The following is a 21,421-nucleotide window of genomic DNA, read 5'->3' as shown; positions in this document are numbered from 1 at the left end:
ACATTTTGTGAGCACAATATTTGTTTTATATCGTTTAGGTTGTCGCTACAAATATCTCGTGTCATAACCACACACGGCACCGCCAGCCATTTAAGATTCTCAAGGTAACGTTGATTTTCAAAGTGACATTGACTGCCAAGGTAACGTTTATTATCAAGGTTACGTTTATCATCAAAGTTACATTGAGACGTTCGCCCGTGGTTGATCATAACAATATTAAGCTAGAAATAAACGCCTAACCGGAACGTGAATATGAATAAGACTTCTCCCTCAATGTTGGCTTCACTACCCCATCATAATTGCTCCCCGCAGTGCTTGATGAATGCGATGTTTCTAATGCGATTTACTGGAGAGATATTACCCAGTACTTAGCGTTAATCGACAGTCATCAATATCGAGATAATGCTTCGTGTGCGAGGGCTTTCCTCCTGACGCGTTGAATTATTTTCTGCGACTTAATGCGTGTTGAGCGGTCTCGCACCAAAGTCATCACATAATTAAGGACAATCAATGATGAAAGTACTTCCATTAACCATGGTTGGGCTGACTCTGGTTGCTGGTTCAGCGCACGCTGAATGGTTTTTCAGAGGCACGCCAAACCAATGGTCAAGCACCCAATTGGAAACGCTCAGCTCGAGCGAATTCGAGACTTGCCAAACCTTTGCTGAAGGGGATAGTGATGGCGGACCGAGATTTAAAATCGATCGCTACGGCGATTGGACCGAAAGCTATCCGAGCAGTGATTACTCGGTCACTGCCAATCAAAGCTATCAAATTATCTTTAACAGCAGCACTTCCAGTATTAGCGTCACCCAAGTTAGCAGTTGTGACGACGATAGCAGTAGTAGTGACGATACATGGTATTTTCGCGGCACGCCCAATGATTGGGCTAGCACAGAAATGTCGACCTCAGACGATGTGAATTATTGCATCGAGCAGAGTTTTGGTAGCGACGATCCGCGCTTTAAAGTTGACCACTATGGCGATTGGACCGAAGCCTACCCAAGTGAAGATTATCGCGTCGATGTCGACAGTGACTATCAAATCTGTATCAACGCCGACAGCAAAGAAGTCAGCGCGACCTTGCTTTCGAGCCAAGATACCCAGGCGCCCAGTGTGTCAGCATCGCCAGCGCCAGGCAGCTACCAAGATGGTCAAACGATCAGTCTGACGGTCTCGGATAATCAAGACGCGTCTCCCACTTTGTATTACACCATTGACGGCAGCGACCCCACCAGCAGCTCTGATATTTATCAAGGCGAAAGCATTGCGGCTAACGATTTAGGTGATGGCGCTGACTTAGTGATTAAAACCTTGGCAGTGGATGCCTCAGGCAATCAACAGGTGCAAAGTTTCACTTACTATATCGGTGAGACGCAAACCTCAAGCACGGATTTTCGTGAAGAGACCATCTACTTCCTGTTAACCGCGCGTTTTTACGATGGAGATAGCAGCAATAACTACTACAATCGCGATCGCATCAAAATTGGCGACCCTCAGTGGCGCGGCGATTTTAAAGGCTTGATTGAGAAGTTAGATTACATTCAAGATTTAGGCTTTAGCGCGATTTGGATTACGCCGCCGGTTGAGAACCGTTCTGGTCTCGATTATCACGGTTATCACGCGTATGACTTTTATACCGTTGATCCGCGTTTAGAATCACCCGACGCCAGCTATCAAGACTTTATTGATGCGGCCCATGCCAAAGGCTTGAAGGTGATTCAAGATGTGGTGATCAATCACTCCAGCCAATATGGATTGCGTGATCAAGTTTGGATCGACCATTTGCCAATCAAATACTACGTTCCAGAGGGTTCAACTCAGGGCGAAATTGACAATGATCCCTACTTTGGCAACTTAGGCGATTATCAGTCGGATTATCGTGATGACAACGATAACAGCGCGGCGCCGGATTGGTTTAAAGAAAGACATAGCTCTGATCCAGAAGGTGTCGAGCCGCTGGTTGATCCAAAAACTGGCACCACGGTACCGCTTGCGGGCTACGATGCTAACCGCTTCTTTGGTATTGATTCCACGACCTTAGACCCTGATTGGTATCACCAAGATGGCTTTATGTCTGGCGGTGATTGGGAGAACCCGGAATCGCTGCAAAATAAACACATGGCCGGCGATACCATAGATTTAGCGACCGAGAATCAAAACGTTAAGGACTATATCAATGGCGCGATTCATCAATATTTGGATATGGGCGTCGATGCCATCCGTCTCGATACAGTCAAGCACGTTGAGCGGAATGAGCTACTAGAGTACGTCAATGACTGGAAAGCGTATAAGCCAGGGCTGTTTGTGTTTGGCGAAAACTTGGTTAAAGGCACTGGGTTTGGTTCTGAACTGGATAACGACAATGCTTCCGCCGTCATCCGTCCGTGGTGGTACACGCGCACCACGGAAGATCCGTCAAATCCAAATGCGGGTGGCGATTCTGGTTTCTCGGTACTCGATTTCTCGGTGTTCTCTACCTTTCGCGATAACGTCACCAAAGGCAGTTTTGGTGGCATTGGTGGCGTGCTTGGATGGGACTGGGTATATGGCGATGCGACCAAACTGGTGACGTTTTTCCAAAACCACGATGTCGGCCCTGATAACGATTTCAAATATCGTTATGGCGGAGAGGAAGGCAATGCGGCGATGGCGTACAACTTAATGTGGACCAACCGAGGTATTCCAACCCTTTATTACGGTGAAGAAGTGATGTTCCAAGCCGGGCTGCCACAAGATATTGCCGGTAACAGCGACACCATTGACCAGACTGGACGCGCTTATTATGGCCCTTATCTTGATGATATGCAGACTACCGAAAACTATCCGTTGTTCAAACACATTCAACGTTTGAACGCGATTCGTAAAGCGGTGCCAGCGCTGCAAAAAGCGCCGACCACCCAAGTCAATGAATGGGGTTCAGGTATTAGCTATGTGCGTGATTACAATCAAGGCGAAAGTTATGCTGTGGTTGGCCTTGCTAATGCCGATGGACAAACCATCAGTGTCAGTAGCGTGCGTAATGGCACCTATACCGATGCGGTGACGGGCAACCAAGTGACGGTTTCTGGGGGCACGATCAGTTTTGATGTCAAAGGCTACAGTGCTGGAATTTATGTCCTAAACGGGCCGGGCAAAATCGGCGAAGACGGCACCTATTTACGTTAACTTGTCGATAAATGTAAGGGCTGGATTTCCAGCCCTTTTTATTGCGCGTTTTCGTGCGCCTCATAGGTGTCAGCAAAGTCGACTTTGTAGTTGTCTTTTCCTGAGTTTTTCACCGCATACAGCGCTTCGTCCGCGCGCTGAAACAGTGGCTCGACTTGCGCGTAGTCGGTGACTTTACGCGTTGCAGCGCCGATGCTGACGGTAAGAAATTTGCTGGTGGGTGAGAATTCATGTTTGATGCCCAGTGATTCGATTTTGCGACGAATAATATGCAGCTGTTTTTCGATATTAATTGGCGCGTCGCTGGCAAAGGCAAAGCAAAACTCTTCGCCGCCGAAGCGACACACCAAACATTCCAGAGTGGTTTCAATATCATTGAGTGCTTGAGCTAAGCGCTTGAGGGCCTTATCGCCATGCAAGTGGCCGTAGTTATCGTTAAACGGTTTAAAATAGTCGATATCCAGCAGCACAATGGCGATGTACTGAAAATGGTGTTGATTAACATAGCGTTCAAGGGAGTCATATAATCCGCGGCGGTTGGCAATGCCCGTTAGTGGGTCGTGATATGACTGCCATTGAAGTTGAGCGCCGCGCACTTCTAATTGGGTGATGAGTTTATTGATGTGATGGGCAAACGAACGCATCTCTTTAGAGTAGAAGCTTTTGGCATTGGGCAGTTTTCCACCGGTACGCTGAAAGGTTTCTAATACAATTTGTGCATCTTTTATCGGCCTCACCAATATCGAGACCACGCCGATATTAAACAGCATCATCAAGGCGACAAAACCCGATAGCGCCGAAAGTTCAGAAAGCGTGACGAATTTAGGTTGATGCTCCGAATGACCGATGTCGATGGTTAGCCGATCGTCTCCGAGCGGATCTTGCTTGAATAATAAGCTGTGATTGGAAAGAGGCGTTGCCAAGGCGCCTTGCCGCAGGACTTGAATCGAAAGATCGACACCCGTTGCCAGAGCAATGGCATTGGTAAACATCGGTTTAATTTGGCGCAAAAACACTAAATAACCGTGGCGGCAATCTCGCTCGTGGCTATTGCATATTTTCGAGGCGGCAAGCAAATACGGTTGGTTGTCAAAAATCGTATAAGTTACTAGTGATTGAATGTACTGCTCGGGAAAGGCACTGACCTGATTGAGCAGCGCGTTGACCTTAGGCTGCGAGCGCTCATCAAGAATATTTTTCTCTTGCACGGTGTCGCCGCGATACCAGCCGCCCCAGATAAAGTTCCGCTTGTCATCGAAAATGGCGATACCGTCAACTAAGTTTGGTTCGGTCGCATCTATACCGATGTTATCCATCACAAACTCATCACTGGGATCTTCGGTGTATTTAATCATTGAATCCCAAGCAGCGTAATCTTCCAACGATGTTATTAGCTGGTTTTCAGCCAATGTGAGTAGCACTCTAACGCGTTCAACTTCGTTTTGTTGACGTTTGACAACCGCACTGACTTCGCGATCAAAGCTCCAAAAAGCTTTGAACGAAAAGTAGAACAGTAGAAACAGCATGACCAGCAGTACCGACATCAGCAAGGTCAGCTGCTGTAAAGAGAGATTTTTTAGTCTACGCACTTCACATTACTCATTGTCCATCACGACCGACTGAACGTCTTGGTTGATCCATCTTTAGTTTAGAAGAAATCCCTATGATATCGACTTACCGTGCGTTGTCTTTTACTTTCTCATTTAGAGTATTAATGCGGCACTTGTGAAGTGACTGTTTATTGATAAATCTAGTTTATTGAGAGTTAGGGGGACAGCTTGAATAAACCGGTTAAATAATGTCGTGTGATGAAGGGGAGTTTTAGCTCGGTTCTGGTTGTTTTTTCACCAATAGATCCCCATTTATAAAACAGCACCACAGTATGTGTGAGCTTGGCTCATACCACTTGCGTTGTCTTTTATGGGGTATATAGGAGGCAAAACCATGACTCGACTTCCCGCACTGCATTTTACTGTTTCCGAGGTTCACCGCGGCGACGCTCCTGACCATCGCTGGCCGTTAGTCGATGTGTTTCCCAAACAAGCGTCTGGCCAATATTTTTTGGTTGAAGACTTGCACCGTCTGCCAAGTAATTTGATTGTCTATCTACTGCGTTGTCAAAGGGCGGCCGCGGCGAAAACGCTGCACTAAAGATAAAAGACTGACGGTTTTCATCGTTTAACTGACCAGCGGATGGTATTCGGGTGTGATTGGCTTATGCTAAGGTAGCTAAGGCTTTCGAGCTTTATTTACGCCGACTTGTCGGCATATCGATCACTATAACCGTGCAAACATCGCCAAGTGGCGAATTTGACAATAAGTCCGCTTCCCCTGAAATGGTTGAAACGGCTAAGGATTATGAATGAATGGAAACCATCTGGATTAAGAATCCACTCGCGATTTACACTGGCAATGAGCAGGATGCTCGCGGCGGGATCGTGGTTCGCGAAAATACCATTGTTGAGCTTGTGGCGCTTAATGCCACGCCAAGCAGCGCCATCGATTCGGTGGTTGATGCTAACCAACATGTGGTCACGCCTGGGCTGATTAACGCCCACCACCATTTCTACCAGACATTGACGCGCGCTTATCCTGATGCGCTAAATAAAGAGCTGTTCCATTGGCTTAAAAGCTTGTATCCGGTTTGGGCCAATCTTGATCAAGAGATGATGAGCGTTGCCACTGAACTGGCGCTGGTGGAGCTGATGCGCTCTGGGTGTACCACGGCATCGGACCATCACTATTTGTTGCCGACTGGGCTTGAGCATGCGATTGATTTGCAAGTCGATGCTGCGAACGCGCTGGGCGTGCGCGCGATCTTTACCCGCGGTTCGATGAGCCTAGGCGAAGATGAGGGCGGTTTACCTCCGCGCCACACCATTCAAACCGAGCAAACCATCGTTGATGACAGTAAGCGTTTACTGCGCGACTATCACCAAGCGGGGGATGGCGCGATGATTCAAATTGCGCTGGCGCCGTGCTCTCCGTTTTCGGTGACCACCGATTTAATGAAAGAAACGGCCCACATTGCACGCCAAGAAAATGTCATGGTACACACCCATTTGTGCGAAACCATTGATGAAGAAAATTTCTGCCTTAAGCAGTTTGGCCTGCGACCTGTCGATTATTTGGAAGATGTGGGCTGGCTTAATCACCGCACTTGGCTGGCTCATGGCATTCATTTCAATAGTGAAGAGATTCAGCGTTTGGGGAAAGCGGGCGTTGGGGTGAGTCACTGCCCAACCTCAAATATGATGCTGGCATCGGGTATGTGTAAAAACCTTGAGCTGGAAGCGGCAGGGGTGAAAGTCGGCCTTGGCGTCGATGGTTCGGCGTCAAACGATGGCTCGAATATGATTGCAGAAGTGCGCATGGCGATGTATCTGCAACGTTTGCAATATGGTTCGGCCAAAGTCAGCCATTTTGATGCGCTGCGCTGGGCGACCAAAGGTTCGGCACTGGCGATGGGACGTCATGACATCGGTGAATTATCGCCGGGTTATCAAGCGGATGTCGCGATGTTTAAGCTCGATGATATTCGTTTCTCCGGCAGCCATGATCCTTTGGCCGCGCTGCTGCTGTGCGGCGCGCAGCAAGCCGACCGAGTGATGGTGGCCGGAAAATGGCGTGTGCATGATGGTGAAGTGATCGGCGTTGATCTGCAGCAGTTACTCGCGCGTCACAGCGCAGCGGCAAAACGCTTGGCGACGCTTTCAGCCGCTGCAAAGTCGTAATCGCAAGCCATTCATATATTTACCCATAAAAAAGACCAAGCCTTAGCTTGGTCTTTTGCTGCCAAAGGCTTACTCGGTTATCGTGCTTGCTTAAATCGATTGCTCGGCAGGCGAATCTGGGCGCGTAATGCGCGCTTGGTTACGTGACGTTTGGCCGCGTAATGTATTGACAGGTGACTTGGCATTGCCAAGTTGTCGCCACCAAGTGCGAAACACTGGGCTGCGCCGTGGTTCAAACGTCTCACCAATCATTGGTACCACCAACGCCACTTCGGCTTGTTTGGCGCCAGCAATCAAATCTTCAATCGGTTCATCCCACTTGTGGGTAAACAGTTCAAAGGTCGACCAGTGTACTGGAAACAGCGCCCGCGCGTTAACGTCTTTAAACGCTTGCAGTGTATGTTTGGCCTGCATGTGCCCCCAATTTTCCACTGGATAACCCGCTTGGCTTTTGACGTTGGCGGCAACTTCGATAAACGCGATATCAAATGGTCCTAGTTGTGCGCCGATCTGGGCGAAATGGCTGTCATAGGCGGAATCACCGCTGTAAAACAGCGCGCCATTTTGACCGCGAATCGCCCACGAGCACCATAGCGTTTGGTTGGAGTCAAAGCCGCTACGCCCTGAGTTGTGATTGGCGGGTGTGGCGGTAAAGTGAATGCCACCGAGAGTGTACGACTCCCACCAGTCAAGCTCTTGAATGTTTTGTTCCGCCACGCCCCATTTCTCAAGGTGGCGACCGACCGCCAGCGGCACCAAAAAACGCACCTTATGCTGGGCAAAATAGCGAATGGTACTTTCTTCAAGATGGTCATAGTGATCGTGGGAGATCACAATCACATCAGGTAGCGGCAGTTGGCTGCGCTGAATTGGCGCAGGAACATTACGTTTGAAACAGCGCTTGGCTAAGCGCGGCGCTGCATAGTCAAACACCGGGTCGATGAGAATACGTTTACCGTCCAATTCAACAAATAAGCTCGAATGACCGAGCCAAGTGACACGCAGTTCATCACTTATAGACGCCAGTTTTTGGCAATCAACTTGCTGGTAGGGTAGCTCAACTTGTGGCTTTAAGTGTTTGCGTCCAAACATAAACTGGCGCAGCACGTTCATCATACTGATATCGCTGGGTACGCTTGGCATCCGCGAAATGACCTTGTTGCCGTTAAATTGAGCGGACGCGGCGATTCGAGCCCGGCGGCGCTGTTCACTACTAAAAGATTCGCTTTGATCGTGATGTTCAACACGGCCTTGAGGCTTGGGCTGCAAACTGGATTGTGTGAATTTACTCATCTATTTGACCTTTTTGCGTTGTCGCTACAAGTAAACGTTGGTGTATACTTTATGCACTTACCCAGAAAAAGTAAACAGCATCGTTTACCTTTATGTTTAATAAGTGCTGAGATGACGAAAAGAAGTGAAATAAAACAAGAAGATATCATTCTATCTGCCATTGACGTTTTTTCTCTTAAGGGCTTTGAACAAGCCAGCATGGAAGGGATTGCCAAACATGCGGGTGTCTCCAAACGCACTCTATACAAATATTTTGCCAATAAAGATGTGTTGTTTGAGGTTATTGTAGGGAAGTTAATTTGTCGCTTTGATGACAATCACCGCCCCCAATTTGAACCTTGTGTGTCAGTCAAGCAGCAGCTTGTTGAAATTACCGCGCTGCAAATGAGCTATCTCACCAGTGAAGAATTTCAACGCACGGCGCGTTTAGTGATTGGCGAGTGTCTACGCAATCAACAGATGTCGCAAAAGCTTGGCGCACAGTTTAATGCCATTGAAGATTCGTACGGCTTGTATCAGTGGGCAGAGCAAGGCATTGCAGCAGGGAAACTGCGTATCGACGATGTTGCGATGGCGATTGACCAATATGTTGGTAGCATCAAGGCCAGTGTATTTTGGCCGATGATGATGGCGCATGCTCAGCCTGCGAGCGAAGCCCAGTTTCGTCAAGCGGTGGATTTCGCAGCGCACAGCTTTAGCGCCAGTTATGCTGTGGCTTAACGGTTAAAAATTCGCCCCAGACGCGGTATGCCTCTGGAGCGATATTCATTATTGCTGGGCTTGTTTGGCAATTTCACGTCGCGCCAGTTCGAGAATATGCTGAATTTTGTCTCCTGCTTTGCAGCTCAGCGCGAAGTAAAACGCTTTGAGTTGCAACTCTTCGCTGCTATAGCGCTCCTCACGTAAGTTATAGAAAATTTTCTTCAGCACTTTATCGGCATTATCGGTAGAGCATTTTGGCAAGTAAATCAAAAGCTCGCCGTTTTTCAGATCAATCAAATAGTCACTGTTACGAATAAACGCTTTGATTTGGGTTATCAAATGGTTATAGGCATCCTGGGCTATCGCTTGACCATATTTAGCGGTAATTTGCTCATGGCCATAACGCACTAAAATCGCCGAATCTTCAACATCATTGTTAATGATGCGAGTGAGCATGGCCGATTTAAGAAACTGCGAGTTGTAGATCTGCTGCGATTCATCTTCAAACCAATCTTGCTCAAGGATTTCTACACGGGTGGCTTTGGCTTGTGATTTTGCCAAGTTGATTGCACTTAACGCGATGAAAATTGCGCAGGCATACAGCAAAGCGAGATAGCCGTTTTGTCGCCAAATATCGAGATAGGAAATATGCGCGCGCAGAGTAAAACGCTCATTAATCGCGACTTCTTTCACGTAATTCAGGCTTTGGTGTGAAGTTAGGAAAATATTGACGCCAACCTTATTTGAACTGCGTGATGGCACTGCAACGATAGGCTGGGTAAAAAATGCTTGCAGTGGGATCTCCAACATTAGCTGCGCCACTTTTTGTTGCTGATGCTCAATAGCTGCGACGGTGATCAGCGACGGCTGATGTTGGCGCATGATCAAACTGTGGTACAAGTGCGAAGCTTGTCCTAACGCTTTTGGTATTTCACTGCATAAAACGGTCGTATCGCAGCGGCGATATTCAAAATTGGGTTTGCCAAGTGAGAATCCGAAATGTGAAAACAGCGTATTAGACAACGATGAATGCAAACTCATTTCGCCATAAAGGCGATGAGTAAAAAACTGCGCCGAATATTGGCTAAGGGCAAACAAGCTATTGAGCATAGTTGCATCTTGAGCGGTAATTTTTTGCTCGTTTAATAGCGGCGTCAGCGCTGTCGATGTTTGTTCAAGCATGACCGGCTTTTGGATCAGACTGGTCTCTAATTGTTGCGTGGTTAAAAATAGTTTTTGGTTTGAAAGTTCAAATACAGAAATAAAAGAATTAAAGTCTTTTAATTCTTTATTAGTCAGATCGTTACTATTTAAAATGATATAAGCGCAATGAATTAAAAATCCGAAAAAAAGGCTAATTAATGCAGTGATAGCAACTTTTTTCATGGGTTACCTTGGTGTTTTTATGATAAAGGAATTTTATCAAAGCACGCTGGTTGATGAGCAATATGGGGAGTGAGAATTGTCTGATTACACCTTGAGAAAGCGGTTGAAATCAGTGGGGAATGTGACTGTATGGCCCTAAGAAATGTATACTTACTATATAAATCATGAGCTTATAGGTGTGCCATTAACCATGGCATGACGGGATGTCGATAGGAAAGATTAAACAAACTCAGTGCTAATTATCCTAAGTATTATTTTTTAAAAATAAAATAATAAAATTAGCATGAGATATTTTTGATTATTTTGTTATTAATGAAATACTGTAATTTATCAATATTTCATGATTCTTTACTGCTCGGCACATAATTTAAATTTCCATTAAGATCTCGATCACTAATAATATTAGTTATATTTTAAGGATTATTAGTTTGATATATAGTTTGAGCTCGAAGTAGCCAACTATGATATTGAGCTAACATGCTGCTGTATCTATTTCTCCCCCCTCTCTCTATCTGCTTTAGGTTGGTTACTTCGTATCACAATAACTTACCTCTTACCCCTGCGGAGAATAAAAATGTTGCACTCAATAAACCGCTGCCGCGTGATTAAGTCACTGTTGTTTGGGCTGTTTAGTGCCGTGATCACCCTGCTAACCTGCAGCGTTCAGGCCGAATCGACGACGTTTACCAACCCAGTGTATGAAAATGGCGCTGACCCATGGCTGATGTACTACAACGGAAACTACTACTCCACGACCACCACATGGAGTTCGCAATTGGAAATGCGCAAATCGCCAACTTTGGCCGGGCTTGCCGATGCGACGCCAGTGAATATTTGGTCTGAAACTAACGAAGATCGCTGCTGTAATTTTTGGGCATTTGAGTTTCATCGTTTAAATGGTCCAAATGGTTGGCGCTGGTATGTGCTTTACACCAGTGGTCGCAGTGGCACTTATGATTATCAACATCAGTCGGTACTGGAAAGTGTTGGTGATGATCCTATGGGGCCCTATGAATACAAAGGCTCGCCAATGCCAGATAGTTACAACATCGACGGCAGTTACATCACCATCAACAATCAGTTGTATTTGATGTACTCCCAGTGGCAAGACGATGAACAGAAAAACTTCATCATTAAAATGGAAAACCCGTGGACGGTGAGTGGCGAAGCCAGTTTGCTGACTCGCCCAAGTGAAGACTGGGAGCGCGTTGGCTTAAACGTTAACGAAGGGCCTGAGCCTTTGATTCACGATGGTCGGGTGTTTGTGGTGTACTCGGCAAGCTACTGCGCAACGCCAGATTACAAACTTGGTTTGCTTGAATTGACGGGCGACGATCCGCTCGATCCTGATGCTTGGACTAAGTCCGATGAACCCGTATTTACCAAAGCGAATGGTGTCTATGGCCCAGGCCATAACGGCTTCTTTACCTCACCAGATGGCAGCGAAGATTGGTTGGTCTATCACGGTAATGCTGGTGAAGATGACGGCTGTAGTACGCTACGTTCGATGCGCGCCCAACCCTTTACTTGGAATGATGATGGGACGCCAAACTTTGGTGAGCCGGTGGCAAGTGGCGTCGAAATCGATGTGCCATCTGGTGAAAATGGCCCAATGTGGGTGATGCCAGAAGCGCCGATGATGCGTGTTAATCACTACACCACAGAGTCAAGTGATGATGACACCAGCTTAGCGTTGCAAGGCAGCACACCACTGATTGTCGATCAATTACCCGATGGCACTGTACGTTTAGCGGATTATGCCGGGCAGTTCTTAACTGGCGCTGAATGTGCTGGTGAGCAGGGCTTTTTACCTTGGCAAAATAAAACCTGTCAAAGATGGACAGTCAGTGTTAACGACAATGGTTTATTAACTTTTACCAATAGCGCGGATGAAAGCGTGTTTACCGCCAGCGGTTGTAGCGGCGATGATTGTGACCAATTTGGCCTCTCACCACTGAGTGCGGTGGCAATTGTCAGCGGTCAAAGTGGCAAAGTGTTGACCGCGACTAGCAGCTCTACCGAGCAGCAGCCATGGACCAATGAAACCAGCCAAAAATGGTGGCTACAACCACAGCAAGATGGCACGGTGACCATGGTACCAGACAGTGAACCAACCCATTGCTTGAACGTCAGTGGCAACAGCACGGCATTTGGCAACTGTAGCGACGACACCAGCAAATGGTATCTGCGTCCACGCGACGAGGGCGGTTATCGTTTGGTTTCTAAAGCCAGCGAGAAGGTGATGGATCTCACCAACTGCGATCTCAATGACGGCATCGCGATAGGTGTTTACGCCGATCTGGATAACATTTGTCAGCGCTTCTATTTACGCGATGTTGAGTAACTTGCGTGATGCAAAGTAACGGTCTGCGCTATGGTGATTGGACTTGTTTTTGTGGTTAGCAATGGGGCACTGAGCAAGCCAGTTCTTTAGCGTAAACCTCTTATCGTGAGACGAAAAACAAAAAGCGGCCAATACGTTGAGCCGCTTTTTTATTGTTGTTTTGCACCTGCACGGTCAGTCGTGACGTTCTTTGTGTCGTGTAGTTTTCGGGTAGTGAAGTTATTCGACTGGCTCGACCCACATCACGCTGACTTCCGTTTTGACCACTTTCACGGTTTGACCGCGACGAAGCGGTGTTTGGCTGCGTACTTTCCAGTTGATGCCGGAATACGCGTATAACACGTCATCTGAAGTACGGTCGATGTCGCCCGTCAACACGAACGTCTGCTGGGCAAAATCGGAGTGGGTTTCGTCCGTTACGCTGCGGTTTTGCATCGCTTTAAGTGGTTTCCATAGTAGCAGCGCTAACATAAACGTCAGCACTATGCTTGACCACATCGCTTGGTTCACACCAGCCTCTAGCCAGCCGAACTCCATCGCGAGACCAGTTAAAAACACCGCCACGCCAACAAAAAACAAAATAAAGGTCGAAAACCCCAATAACCCGACTTCAATTGCCAGCGCGACAATCCCCGCGGCCATTAATAGTTCTGGCAGGTAATCGAGTAATCCATTCATGGTTAGCCCTTATTGTGCTGGTTCAATGAATTAATGATCGACATACCTTGCGCTACCAGTGCGCTGGCATCGGTAGCGCTATCTGGCAATAGCACCACAGAAGACTCTTTGGCGATCGCGTGTTTGGCTTCGATGGCTTTGGTTGCAAGGTCAAGCTGAATCGCTTTTTGACCTTCTTCGGTATTGGCCGCATCACCGACGGTTTTCAGTGCTTTAGCTTGTGCGTCGGCGACGGCAAGAATCGCTTGCGCTTCACCTTCCGCTTTTAGGATTTGTTCGGCTTTATCTGCTTCTGCAGCCAAAACCTGCGCTTGTTTCTGACCTTCAGCGACGTTGATAGCGGCTTGACGATCACCTTCTGATTCAAGGATTTGCGCACGTTTTACCCGTTCGGCTTTCATTTGTGCTTCCATCGATTCCATGATCGAACTTGGCGGCACAATGTCTTTAATTTCGTAACGTAGAACCTGAATACCCCACGGCTCTGATGCGATATTGATCGCCGCAACGATATTGGTATTGAGAAGATCACGCTCTTCAAACGTTTTATCCAGTTCCATCTTACCGAGCTCAGAACGCATTGTGGTTTGAGCGAGTTGGGTGACCGCAAATACGTAGTCGTCCACACCGTAGGTCGCTTTGTATGGGTCTAAAACACGAAAATATAAAACGCCATCGACGACCAATGAGATGTTGTCTTTGGTGATCGCCGATTGTGAAGGGACGTCTTGCGCTTGTTCTTTTAAGCTGCGCTCTGCAGCAATGCGGTCGATGAACGGAATAATGAAGTTAATGCCAGCCAATTTGGTGGAGTGAAATTTACCAAATCGTTCGACTAACCATGCTTGGTTTTGCGGAACAAATTTGATGCCACTCTTTAAAATCGCAATGATTAAGATAAGCGTAACGATTGGCACAATGTTAGAAAATATGATGTCCAACAGATTATTCATACTGGGTTTCCTAGCGAGTTATTATGATTGTTTTGAGTCTACAACCAAACTCTTATACGAGTGTGGTTGGCAGCCAAATTCGTGTTGGGCGTCCATAAATAAGGCTTATTGATAATTTGCTTAGTGTTCTGAAACGCGTAAGTGACGTCATGCGCTGAATCAGAACGCTATTTAAAGCCAAAAATCTCAATTGAGCAACAAAGTTCACAGAATAATGCCAATAACAATAACGACTTAGAAGAGTCTGTTTGCGCCGTGAATATTTTATAAATGTGGCATTTTTGTTACGGTAATGAAGTAAACATGAGGTTTACCTTCGTTTCAATTTGACAGGAGTCCATTTTGAATATTTCAAAAAATCTAATGACAGCGCTCGTCAGCGCGGCAACATTTACTGCGACTTTCAATGTGGCGCAAGCGGCTGACCATATTGCTAATCCAGCGGTTATCGCTCACCGTGGCGATTCGTTTAACGCACCAGAATCGACCGTTCCCGCGTATTTGCTGGCGTGCAAAACTGGCGCGGATTATCTTGAGCTCGATCTGCAGCGAACCAAAGACGGCAAACTGATTGCGCTGCACGATAACAACTTAAAGCGCACCACAAATATCGCCGCTGTGTATCCGGATCGCGCAGATGATCCGGTCAGTACCTTCACCTTTGCTGAGCTTGAAAAGCTTGATGCGGGCAGCTGGTTTAACCAAGCCTACCCAGAAAGGGCACGACAATCGTTTAAAGGGCTTAAAATCGTTAGCCTTGATCAAATTAGCGAGATCGCCAAAGCGTGCGACTCAAAACCGGGCTTATACATCGAAACCAAAGTGCCAAATCTGTTCCCTGGCATTGAAGCGGATCTCAAAAACTATCTCGCCAGTCACGGTTGGTTGGACAAATCTCAGCAAGGAAAGATCATCTTGCAGACATTTGAAAAACCAAGCTTAATCGCGCTGCAAAAAGAGATGCCTAACGTGCCGAAAATTTTGTTGCTGTGGACAGGCGATGGTTATATCGATGAAAAACCTGTGGCGAAAAAAGCCGATGACGAGTCTTGGGCGGATTACTACACACGTGTCGAAGTCGCCTCAAAACAAGCCTTTGCTGATTGGCTCGATTTTGCTAAACAAAATGGTGCTGCAGGGGTTGGCCCATCAACGATTCAAAGTGAACACGCGGGGGATTTTTCCAGCCAGTTTAGCTATATGGATCTGGCGCTGCCTTGGATGGTGAAAATGAGCCACGATAAAGGCTTGCTAGTGCATGCTTACACGGTCGATCAGGTCAAAGATTTTGAAATGTATCGTCAGCGTGGTGTCGACGGTTTCTTTACCAACAAACCGGAAGTGGCTGCGAAAGTGTTCCATCGTCAAACGCCTAGTGATGTTGAAAGCCTGTTGACCAAGCTTTCCTACTAACTGCTCAATATTATTAGAATCAATCATTTGCTCAGAATATTTGATATTTTGAGCGACTAACGAATGAGCCCTGTTGCAATTAGTGACAGGGCTTTTTGCTTGTGGCTCTCATTTGAAAAATTTTAAATTAATGGTCGGTTGATCTGGGTCGCCAACTTTTAGCACAAGGATTACAGTCGCTTAAAAGGAAACGTGATGATGTCAACTCGACGATTTGTACTGATTTACACCGCGATGTTTGCGCTTACTTATCTGGTTCGATACCTGTTTTTGAGTTTCGGTATACCGGTAGGTTACTCATTTAATGCTGGGACTTACGCGGGCGAGAATTTTTTCACCCCGGCAGAGTTGTGTTTACTGGCGGTGTACGGTGTGATGGTGTATTGCTGCGTGCAACGCGCTGCGGTAACTGGGCGCACCTATTTGCTGTTTATGCCCCTGACCGCTGGCATTTTTGACCTGTTTTTCTCGCTGGTGGTGTTCGCGCCGACCACATTAAACTTGCTTGGCTTTGTGTTTGGTGTGCTTGGCCCACAAGATGATGATATTGAGCTGCGCATGCACGTTTAGCTCAGTGATAGCGCGACTCTCATTTGAAAAAAAGCAGCCTAACAAGGCTGCTTTTTTAGTGGTTAACGCATATTTTTATGCTTTTAACTCATAGTGTTGCGAGAATGCACACTTATTTGGCTAATTTGTAAGCAAGGACATAGTCACCCGTTTTGGTGCCGATTGAGCCGTGCCCACCGGCAACAATCACTACCATCTGCTCACCTTGGCTGTTGAGATAAGTCATTGGCGTTGCTTGGCCACCTGCGGGAAGACGTGATTTCCATAACACCTGGCCGCTGGTTAAGTCATAACCGCGAATATAGTTATCCATCGCTGCGCCCATAAACGCAACGCCACCTCCGGTGATGATTGGCCCACCAATACCGGGAACGCCCATCTTGATTGGCAGTGGCAGCGGCGTCATATCCTCGATAGTACCGTTTTTATGCTGCCACTCGACTTTGCCAGTACTGAGTTCGGCGCCAGCAACAAAGCCCCAAGGCGGCTGTTGGCATGGTACGCCAAGTGGCGACATAAACGGATTGAGTTCAACGGCGTATGGCGCACCTTTGTTTTCATTAACGCCGTGTTCGCCAGTATTCACTTCATCTGCGGAATATTTGTCACTGTCTTTGTCAACGATGGTGGAAACAAACGCAAAGCGCAGTGGCATACCAAACATCACTTGGCGTTTAGGATCTACCGCCACACTGCCCCAGTTAAATACGCCAAAGTTACCTGGATAGACAATCGAACCTTGTTTGGATGGCGGCGTATAGCGGCCTTCGTAACGCAATTGTTTGAACTTAATGCGACAGATCATTTGATCGAGCAATGACGCGCCCCACATGTCGCTTTCAGTCAATTTCGGCGGATTAAAGCTCAGTGCCGAGCTAGGCTGAGTTTTAGACGCGAAATCCCCAGCGATGGTGCCTTGCGGCGCCGGTTGTTCACTGATCGGTAAAATCGGCTCGCCGGTTGCTCGGTTAAGTACATACACGTCCCCTTGCTTGGTGGCTTGAACCAAAGCTGGGACCGTTTTGCCATCAATGGTTAAGTCGACCAATACCGGCTGCGCTGGTGTGTCCATATCCCAAAGGTCATGGTGTACGAACTGCTGAACCCATTTGGCTTGCCCGGTTTTTGCATCCAGAGCGACTACCGAGCTTGAGTATTTTTCTTCGGCTGGATTGCGATACATACCCAGCTGATCCGGTGTGCGGTTACCCATTGGAAAATAGATCAGCCCAAGTTTGTCATCGGCACTGGCGACGGACCAACTGTTGGGTGAACTGACGGTGTAGGTTTCACCGTCTTTAAGCGGTGAGGTATCGCTTGGATTTGCCGAATCCCAGTTCCACATCAGCTTGCCGCTGTGAGCGTCAAACGCGCGAATCACCCCAGATGGCGAATTGATGTCGTAGTTGTCATTCACAGAACCAGCCACCACGACCATGCCTTGTGTGACAATCGGAGGTGAGGTTGAGTAGTAATAACCGGCTTGCTTAAACGGCATATGCTGCATTAAATCCAGCACGCCATCTTTGGCAAAATTGCTACAACGTGCGCCAGTTTTTGGATCGATGGCGAGCAAACGCGCATCGGAGGTCGGCAAAAATAGCCGAGCATCACACTGCACTGGCGCCAAATCTTGGGTGTGCAAGTTGGCTTTGGCGTTTGCAGGAATAGTTAGGTCCGCGTTAGTTGGATCGCTTGCGGGTAAGTAAGAGACACCGCGGCAGGTTTGATGCTGACGCTGACTTTCGGCAGGTACTTTGGCGTCATACACCCAGCGTTTAGCCCCCGTATCGGCATCAAGTGCCACCAACCAGTTGTGCGGCGTACACAAGTACAAAGTATTACCCAGTTTTAGCGGCGTAGCCTGATAGGTGGTTTCCGTGACATCTTTTGGGCCTTTTTTATCGCCGGTTTCAACTCGCCATGCTTCGCTTAATTGCGCGACATTTTGTGTGGTGATTTGACTTAGCGGTGAGTAGCGCTGGCCATAGTTACTGCGACCGTAACTGCTCCAAGCATCGTCAGCAATGCCGCCCATATTTGGGGTGGCGTTGACGGCTGTGGTTGGCAGTTGGCCGCCGATGTCGTGTGTTGTGTTGGCAAGCGAGCCGAGTGTTAGCGCGCTACTTGCCAGCCAGATGACCAGTAAAAAGCCCGCTGAGTAAGGATTGGATTGACGATAGCCAAGCAACAAAGGAATTGCAGCGAGTAAAGGAATTCCCATTCGAGATGAGAGTGGCCACCAGTCGAAACCTGCGTCCATTAGTGCCCAAATAATGGTACCGAGCAGAAACAGCGCATAGATATAATTGGCGAAGATACGTCGTTCAGTGAACAGAAAAAAACAGGTGAGAAGTAGAGCGGCACCGGCGATGGCGAAGTAAATACTGCCTCCGAGCGAAACTAACCAAATTCCTCCCGCTACCAGTGCTAACCCTATCAATGTGAGTAAGACGGCGAATAGCCTCATGAATGCTCCTTAATTCATACGGTCGTGAAACTCGTGTGTATTTATTTGTGTGAATTCATAGACAAGCGCGATCTAGCGTGGAATAAAATGTGACTAATGTCAATTTTGTGAGTGTAAAATGAATAAAAAATGTAAACAAAAATTTAAAAACTGTGATTGCAAAAATGAGGCTAGACAAAAAAAGGCCCGTGAATGGGCTAGCATTAGCGGGCCGAAATAAACACAAGACAGAGATAATTTTTAATGTTTTTAAGGGGTTTGAAATTTAACGCTTAAGTCGCCTGCTTGGATTTAAGCACAGAGAATCCCGCATCTTTGGGCAGCAAAATACTGTCAAACATCGCCAGCAGCGCAAGTACGCTCACAAACCATAAAGAGAGTTGGAAATCGCCGAGCTCGGGCTGAGTACTGCTGCCTCCATGGACCCAACAGGCGATTGCCAGCGCTAGAGCACCAACCGCAATCCCGACACCTATATTCATCTGAATAAACACTGCTTGTAGCGTATTGGCATCACGCATGTAACGTTTAGGCATATCGGAATAACTGATAGTGTTCATGGCGGTAAATTGCAGTGAACGGCACATGCCGCTAATAAACAGCACGATGATAATCGCCCACACCGGGGTGTCTGAGGTGAATTGCGTCATCGCAGCAAAACCGAGTGCAACGCATAAGCCGTTAGTCACCAGCACGCGCTTAAAACCAAAGCGGTTCATAATCCAAGTGGTGGCTGGCTTCATACAAAAATTTCCAGCAAACAACCACAATAGCAGCGCCCCGGCTTCGACTGGGCTAAAGCCAAAGCCAAGCTGAAACATTAGCGGCAGCAAAAATGGCGCAGTGGAAATCGCAATGCGAAACAGCGAGCCGCCAAATACCGATAAGCGAAATGTCTCGACGGCCAACGGTTTGAGATTAAACAGCGGGTTATAGGCTGTTAGCAAATGACGGGTGGTGATGGCTAATATGACCAAACCGACGACCAATAAACTAAGCGCTAGGGTAAGTGTAATGTCTTCGCGGCTACTGGCTTCAATTCCGGCCATAAACAAGCCAAAGCCACTGGCGCTTAACAAAAATCCGCGTAAATCAAAGTGATCCTGGGTCGATTGCTCACCGATAGGGATCAGATATTGAGTCGCGATTAGCGCAATCACACCAAGCGGCACATTGAGAATAAAGATCCAGTGCCAACTCCAGTGACTTGCTATCCACCCCCCCAGAACCGGGCCAATTAGCGGCGCGGCGAGTGCGGGCCAGGTTAGAATAGCAATAGCGCGCACTAGCTGTTGTTTGGGAGTATCGCGCAGCACCACTAAGCGTCCAACCGGCACCATCATTGCTCCGCCAAGGCCTTGCAGAACGCGCGCAAACGTGAATTCAGTCAGGTTTGAGCACAGCGCGCACAGCGCTGAGGCGAGCGTAAATATCACCAGCGCCAAAGAAAAAATCCGCCGTGAGCCATAGCGATCGGCCGCCCAGCCGCTGACCGGAATAAACATCGTCAGTGCGACCAGATACGCCGAAACGCCGAGCGATAGATGCGCAGCGGCGGTATTGAAGTCCTTGGCAATCGCGGGTAGCGCTGTCGTGATAACCGTGGAGTCAAGGATCTCCATAAACATGGTTCCCGCCACCAACAGTGAGGTGGCGGTACGCCTAGTGAGCGTTAGTCTCACACAGTTTCCCCTGCTTGAGTCAGCGCAGCGAGCTCTTGCTCACTGAGTTTAAGTTCCATCGCTTTGGCAAAACTCTCAATATGGTGAGCTTTGGTCGCACTGGCTATCGGCGAGGTGACCGCCTGTTGGGCAACCAACCATGCAAGCGCCACTTCAGCGGGCTGCACATTATGCGCGCCAGACACTTCATCCAAGACGCTTAAAATGCGAAAACCTTTGTCGGTGAGATATTTACCAATCCCATCCCCGCGTTGGCTTTTACTCAAATCTTGCTGACTGCGGTATTTGCCAGACAGAAAACCCGACGCCAAGCTGTAATAGGTCACGACGCCGATATTTTCTTTAATGCACAAACCTTGCAAGTCACGATCAAAACCATCGCGGTCAAACAAGTTATATTCCGGCTGCAGAACTTGATACGTCGGAAGCTTATTCGCTCGCGCTTTTTCTAGCGACTGATTGAGCTGAACGGCGTTTAAGTTCGAGGCACCGATTGAGCGAATTTTGCCTTGTTTTAGCAGTTCGTCATAAGCGCTTAATGTCTCTTCATAAGGCGTATCATCAGGCCAGTGCGAGAAATACAAATCGATATAATCGGTTTGTAAGCGGTGCAATGAGTCTTCAACCGCCTGCATGATCCAGCGTTTAGAAAGGCCTTTTTTATCAGGGCTGCCCATGTCTGAACCGACTTTAGTAAATAGTGTGACTTTGTCACGTATACCTGGGCGCGCTTTAAACCAATTACCCAAAATGGTTTCTGATTCGCCGCCTTGATTGCCGGGCGCCCAAGCCGAATAGACATCGGCGGTGTCAATGGCGTTAAAGCCCGCGCCGACAAAGGCATCGAGAATTTCAAAGCTGGTTTTCTCATCAATGGTCCAGCCAAATACATTGCCACCAAACACCAGTGGCACGATATTCAAATTCGTATTTCCGAGTAATGTTTTAGTCATGACATTCTCCTTGGCTTATGTTGAGCAAATTCAGTCTAAGGCTGATTTACGTTATGACTGATTCATTTCATGACG

15 protein-coding genes are annotated in these 21,421 nt (G+C 47.6%); 7 read left to right on the top strand and 8 right to left on the bottom strand.

Features of this window, described 5'->3' with window-relative positions; genetic code table 11:
• Positions 1-510 precede the first annotated feature (510 nt).
• Positions 511-3,168 carry an alpha-amylase family glycosyl hydrolase gene (locus tag BLS03_RS03490; protein ID WP_218121992.1) on the top strand — a complete coding sequence of 886 codons (2,658 nt, stop codon included), beginning with the start codon at positions 511-513 and terminating at the stop codon, positions 3,166-3,168.
• Positions 3,169-3,206: 38 nt separating this feature from the next.
• Here the strand turns inward: BLS03_RS03490 and BLS03_RS03485 are convergent, their stop codons facing one another.
• Positions 3,207-4,757 carry a sensor domain-containing diguanylate cyclase gene (locus BLS03_RS03485; protein WP_093269751.1) on the bottom strand — a complete coding sequence of 517 codons (1,551 nt, stop codon included), beginning with the start codon at positions 4,755-4,757 and terminating at the stop codon, positions 3,207-3,209.
• A 355-nt stretch (positions 4,758-5,112) separates the two neighbouring features.
• Between BLS03_RS03485 and BLS03_RS03480 the strand changes: the two genes are divergently transcribed.
• Positions 5,113-5,319: a hypothetical protein gene (locus tag BLS03_RS03480; protein WP_093269749.1), complete on the top strand. Its 207-nt coding sequence runs from the start codon at positions 5,113-5,115 to the stop codon at positions 5,317-5,319.
• 215 nt (positions 5,320-5,534) lie between these two features.
• Positions 5,535-6,902, top strand: coding sequence for an 8-oxoguanine deaminase (locus BLS03_RS03475; RefSeq protein ID WP_093269746.1), 1,368 nt, complete (start codon positions 5,535-5,537; stop codon positions 6,900-6,902).
• Between the two features lie 90 nt (positions 6,903-6,992).
• Here the strand turns inward: BLS03_RS03475 and BLS03_RS03470 are convergent, their stop codons facing one another.
• Positions 6,993-8,195 (bottom strand): MBL fold metallo-hydrolase, encoded by a 1,203-nt coding sequence (locus BLS03_RS03470; RefSeq protein WP_093269743.1) that lies wholly within the window; start codon positions 8,193-8,195, stop codon positions 6,993-6,995.
• Between the two features lie 111 nt (positions 8,196-8,306).
• Between BLS03_RS03470 and BLS03_RS03465 the strand changes: the two genes are divergently transcribed.
• The gene (locus tag BLS03_RS03465; RefSeq protein ID WP_093269740.1) at positions 8,307-8,915 is read left to right on the top strand and encodes a TetR/AcrR family transcriptional regulator; all 609 of its coding nucleotides are present in this window, start codon (positions 8,307-8,309) and stop codon (positions 8,913-8,915) included.
• 48 nt (positions 8,916-8,963) lie between these two features.
• Here BLS03_RS03465 and BLS03_RS03460 read toward each other — a convergent pair whose 3' ends face one another.
• Positions 8,964-10,079 (bottom strand): hypothetical protein, encoded by a 1,116-nt coding sequence (locus BLS03_RS03460; RefSeq protein WP_143015590.1) that lies wholly within the window; start codon positions 10,077-10,079, stop codon positions 8,964-8,966.
• Between the two features lie 778 nt (positions 10,080-10,857).
• On the opposite strand from BLS03_RS03460, the gene BLS03_RS03455 reads away from it, so the two are divergent.
• Complete coding sequence (locus BLS03_RS03455) at positions 10,858-12,627, top strand: family 43 glycosylhydrolase (RefSeq protein ID WP_093269736.1); 1,770 nt, start codon at positions 10,858-10,860, stop codon at positions 12,625-12,627.
• Positions 12,628-12,846: 219 nt separating this feature from the next.
• Here BLS03_RS03455 and BLS03_RS03450 read toward each other — a convergent pair whose 3' ends face one another.
• Positions 12,847-13,305, bottom strand: a complete 459-nt coding sequence (locus tag BLS03_RS03450; protein WP_093269734.1) for an NfeD family protein — start codon at positions 13,303-13,305, stop codon at positions 12,847-12,849.
• Positions 13,306-13,307: 2 nt separating this feature from the next.
• Positions 13,308-14,258 (bottom strand): SPFH domain-containing protein, encoded by a 951-nt coding sequence (locus BLS03_RS03445; protein ID WP_093269731.1) that lies wholly within the window; start codon positions 14,256-14,258, stop codon positions 13,308-13,310.
• A 342-nt stretch (positions 14,259-14,600) separates the two neighbouring features.
• Between BLS03_RS03445 and BLS03_RS03440 the strand changes: the two genes are divergently transcribed.
• Together BLS03_RS03440 and BLS03_RS03435 are read left to right on the top strand one after the other, a co-directional pair.
• Positions 14,601-15,671: a glycerophosphodiester phosphodiesterase gene (locus tag BLS03_RS03440; RefSeq protein ID WP_245696562.1), complete on the top strand. Its 1,071-nt coding sequence runs from the start codon at positions 14,601-14,603 to the stop codon at positions 15,669-15,671.
• Positions 15,672-15,866: 195 nt separating this feature from the next.
• Positions 15,867-16,241, top strand: coding sequence for a hypothetical protein (locus tag BLS03_RS03435; protein WP_093269725.1), 375 nt, complete (start codon positions 15,867-15,869; stop codon positions 16,239-16,241).
• Positions 16,242-16,353: 112 nt separating this feature from the next.
• On the opposite strand, the gene BLS03_RS03430 is transcribed toward BLS03_RS03435, so the two are convergent.
• From BLS03_RS03430 to BLS03_RS03420, 3 genes are all read right to left on the bottom strand, one after another.
• Positions 16,354-18,711: a membrane-bound PQQ-dependent dehydrogenase, glucose/quinate/shikimate family gene (locus BLS03_RS03430; RefSeq protein WP_093269722.1), complete on the bottom strand. Its 2,358-nt coding sequence runs from the start codon at positions 18,709-18,711 to the stop codon at positions 16,354-16,356.
• 272 nt (positions 18,712-18,983) lie between these two features.
• Positions 18,984-20,393 carry a DHA2 family efflux MFS transporter permease subunit gene (locus BLS03_RS03425; RefSeq protein WP_218121991.1) on the bottom strand — a complete coding sequence of 470 codons (1,410 nt, stop codon included), beginning with the start codon at positions 20,391-20,393 and terminating at the stop codon, positions 18,984-18,986.
• Positions 20,390-21,346, bottom strand: coding sequence for an aldo/keto reductase (locus BLS03_RS03420; protein ID WP_093269715.1), 957 nt, complete (start codon positions 21,344-21,346; stop codon positions 20,390-20,392). Before BLS03_RS03420 ends, BLS03_RS03425 begins: the two co-directional genes overlap by 4 nt.
• Between the last annotated feature and the right edge of the window lie 75 nt (positions 21,347-21,421).

The organism is Vibrio xiamenensis, assembly GCF_900100015.1.
Classification (GTDB): domain Bacteria; phylum Pseudomonadota; class Gammaproteobacteria; order Enterobacterales; family Vibrionaceae; genus Vibrio; species Vibrio xiamenensis.
This window is presented reverse-complemented; position numbering and strand designations above follow the sequence as displayed.